We start from the raw sequence: 1,500 nt of genomic DNA on the forward strand, positions 1-1,500 counted from the left end.
GGTCCTGCGCATCGTGGGAGAACGTGGTCCGCTGCCCCCGCCCGTTCGTGACCGCGGTCAACCGGCCCAACGCGTCGTACTCCAACACCCGCTCACCAAGCGGGGCGGGCGGGGAGATCCGGGTCATGTTCCCATCAGCGTCATACCGGTACGACGTCACGCCCCCGTTCGGGTCCTTGGCGGTGCACCGCTGCCCCGGCTTGCCCCCACAATCGGGGCCGGTCGTGGCGGACGCGGCCCGCTGATAGGTGTACTCCAGCTTCGCACCGGTGGTGGTCCCGCCCGTGGTGTCCGCCTCAGAGAGCAGGTTCCCCAGCGCGTCGTACCGCATCGCCCGCGAATTCCCCGCGTCGTCGGTCACGCACTTGGGCAGATCCGGATTCGCCGTATCGGTCGACCCGCACGCCCCACCGGTGGTGTACACCGCCGACGACACCGCCCCGGTCGGCATTTTCACCTGGGTCGGGTTGTTCGCCGCGTCATACGAATACGTCGTCACATTCCCACCCGTACCACCGGCGCCCATCGCATCCGTGGCCGTCGCGACCGCCGAGTTCGCCGTCCACGACGCCGACCGGGACCGGCCCAACGGGTCCTTGACCGCAGTCACCCGCCCCGCCGTATCCCGGGTGTAGGTCCACGTGTTGCCCCGCGGATCGGTCTGCGTCGTGCTGGACGTGGACGGGTACGCGAACGTCGTTGTCTGCGCGTCACCGCCGGCGTTCAGCTCGGTGTACCGGGTGATCGAGGTCACCCGCCCGCTCGTGTCGTACCCGATCCCGACCGCCACCCCGCGGGCGGTCCTCACCTGCGACAGGCGCCCCGCCGACGTGTACGAGTAACTGGTCGTGTGCCCGTCCGGGGTCCTCGACGACGCCAGACGCCCGCCGCTGTAGGTGTAGGTGTACTCCCGCCCGGCCGAGTCCGTGATCTTCGAGACCAGCCCGCCGCTATAGGCATACGTCACCACCCGGCCCGCCGCATCCGTCAGGGAGGCCACCGTGTTGTCCGCGTTGTACGTGTACGACAACCCCACCCCGTTCCGGTCCGCGTGCCGGGTCAGATACCCGCCCGCGGTGAACGACCACGTCACCCCCGACCGCTTCTGCTTCACCCGCCACGTGCCATCAGCGTTCTTGGTCAACGTCGCGTTCAACCCCGACGGCGCGGTCCACGACGACCCCGACCCCGTGAACGTGGCACGGAACCCCGACGGGCCCCGGAACACCACACTCGACGCGCCCACCTCCAAGCCCACATCATGACCGCCGGCCATCGACCACCCCGGACCGAACGCCCCCGACCGCCCCGACAAGCCGTTGAAGAACCGGTCCGAACGGGTCGCGACCCCCGCAGCGTTGATCTTCACATCCGTATCCCGCACCAGCAGATTCCCGTTGGCCACATTCACCCCCAAAGACAAAAACTCCCGAACCCCGAACTCCTCCATCCCATAGAAATCCTGCACACCCAACCCCGGAGCCGCCACCTGATCATCCA

Annotated in this window: 1 protein-coding gene; it reads right to left on the reverse strand. The window is 68.5% G+C overall.

What is annotated here, in order from left to right:
- Positions 1-1,500, reverse strand: a 1,500-nt coding sequence (locus tag PINTE_RS21155; protein WP_169798594.1) for a DUF6531 domain-containing protein, incomplete at both ends; no start/stop codon positions are given.

This window comes from Piscicoccus intestinalis NBRC 104926 (genome assembly GCF_001515525.1).
Lineage (GTDB): Bacteria > Actinomycetota > Actinomycetes > Actinomycetales > Dermatophilaceae > Kineosphaera > Kineosphaera intestinalis.